This is a genomic window from Paenibacillus sp. OT2-17, assembly GCF_009827695.1.
GTDB lineage: Bacteria > Bacillota > Bacilli > Paenibacillales > Paenibacillaceae > Paenibacillus > Paenibacillus polymyxa_B.
The window spans coordinates 1-505 of sequence record NZ_WUDQ01001065.1 but is presented as its reverse complement, the minus strand read 5'-3'; the positions used below and the strand labels follow the sequence as shown (position 1 = coordinate 505).

Sequence of the window (505 nt, the reverse complement as noted above, 5' to 3'; positions counted from 1 at the left end):
AGCATCATTTGCAGCTGCGCTGCCGTTGGCAAGTCAATGGTACCCCAAAGAGCATCAAGGCTTGGCTATGGGAATTGCCGGTGCTGGTAATAGCGGTACCGTCCTTGCGACTTTGTTCGCCAACCGCATTGCTCAACATTTTGGCAGTTGGGAAGCCGTTTTCGGATTGGCTATCCTCCCCATCTTAACCGTCTTCATTCTGTTCAGTATTTTTGCCCGCAACAGCCCTCACCGCCCGGCACCAAAAAGTCTGTCGCAATATGCTTCGGTGCTCAAACAGAGGGATGCCTGGGTATTCTGTGCCTTTTACTGCGTGACGTTTGGCGGATTCGTTGGTCTTTCTAATTATTTGACTATTTTCTTCAATACCCAATATGGCCTCTCCGCGGTACATGCCGCCGATTTTGCAACCGTTTGTGTGATTGCCGGAAGCTTCTTTCGTCCTGTAGGCGGCTTTTTGTCCGATCGGATTGGTGGTTCACGCATGTTAATGTACTTGTATGCG

Annotated in this window: 1 protein-coding gene; it reads left to right on the top strand. The window is 50.1% G+C overall.

The window, feature by feature from the left end; translation table 11 throughout:
- Nucleotides 1-505, top strand: a 505-nt coding sequence (locus GRP75_RS29060) for an MFS transporter (protein ID WP_160791117.1), incomplete at both ends; no start/stop codon positions are given.